General features: G+C 70.6%; 1 protein-coding gene. It reads left to right on the top strand.

Annotation, left to right across the window (positions count from 1 at the left end):
- The coding region (locus JYJ84_RS37410; protein ID WP_240201967.1) for a thiamine pyrophosphate-dependent enzyme at nt 1–1,009 on the top strand (1,009 nt) is incomplete at both ends.

The raw sequence follows: 1,009 nt of genomic DNA, 5'->3' as shown, positions 1-1,009 counted from the left end.
TGCGCGAACCTGCGCACCTTCGTCGAGCGCTGGCAGTTGCCGGTCGCGTGCGCGTTCCGTTACCAGGACACGATCGACAACGCGCACCCGAACTACGCGGGCGACGTCGGGCTCGGGATCAACCCCGCGCTCGCGAAGCGCATCCGCGACGCCGACCTGCTGCTCGTGATCGGGCCGCGTCTCGGCGAAGCGACGACCGCCGGCTATACGCTGCTCGACATCCCGAAGACCCGCCAGACGCTGATCCACGTGCACCAGGGCGCGGACGAGCTCGGCCGCGTGTATGCGGCCGACCTGCCTATCGTGTCCGGGATGCCCGAGATCGCCGCGCCGCTCGCCGCCCTCGAGGCGCCCGAGCACCCCGCCTGGGCCGGCACGGCCGCCGACGCGCACCGCGCGTATCGCGAATGGCATGCGCCGCTGCCGATGCCCGGCGATGTCCAGCTCGGCGACGTGATGGTGCAGTTGCGCGAGCGCCTGCCGCACGACGCGATCCTCACCAACGGCGCCGGCAACTATGCGATCTGGCTGCATCGCCACTTCGCGTACCGGCACTTCCGCTCGCAGCTCGCGCCGACCAGCGGCGCGATGGGCTACGGCGTGCCGGCCGCGCTCGCCGCGAAGTCGCTGTACCCGTCGCGTGCCGTCGTCGCGCTCGCAGGCGACGGCTGCTTCATGATGGCCGGCAACGAACTCGCGACCGCGATGCAGTACGGGCTGAACATCGTCGTGATCGTCGTCAACAACGGTCATTTCGGTACGATCCGCATGCATCAGGAGCGCAACTATCCGGGGCGCGTGCATGGCACGGGGCTCACGAACCCCGATTTCGCCGCCTATGCGCGCGCGTTCGGCGCGCATGGCGAGACCGTCGAGCGCACCGCCGATTTCGCGCCCGCGCTCGAACGCGCACTGACCTGCGGGCTGCCCGCGCTGATCGAGATCCGCATCCCGCAGGACGCCAGCACGCCGGCCGCGACACTCGAACAGATCCGCGAACAGGGCCGCC

Origin of the sequence: Burkholderia sp. LMG 13014 (genome assembly GCF_905232215.1) — a bacterium.
Classification (GTDB): domain Bacteria; phylum Pseudomonadota; class Gammaproteobacteria; order Burkholderiales; family Burkholderiaceae; genus Burkholderia.
Note: the sequence above shows the minus strand (reverse complement) of the source record. Positions and strands in the feature narration are given on the sequence as shown.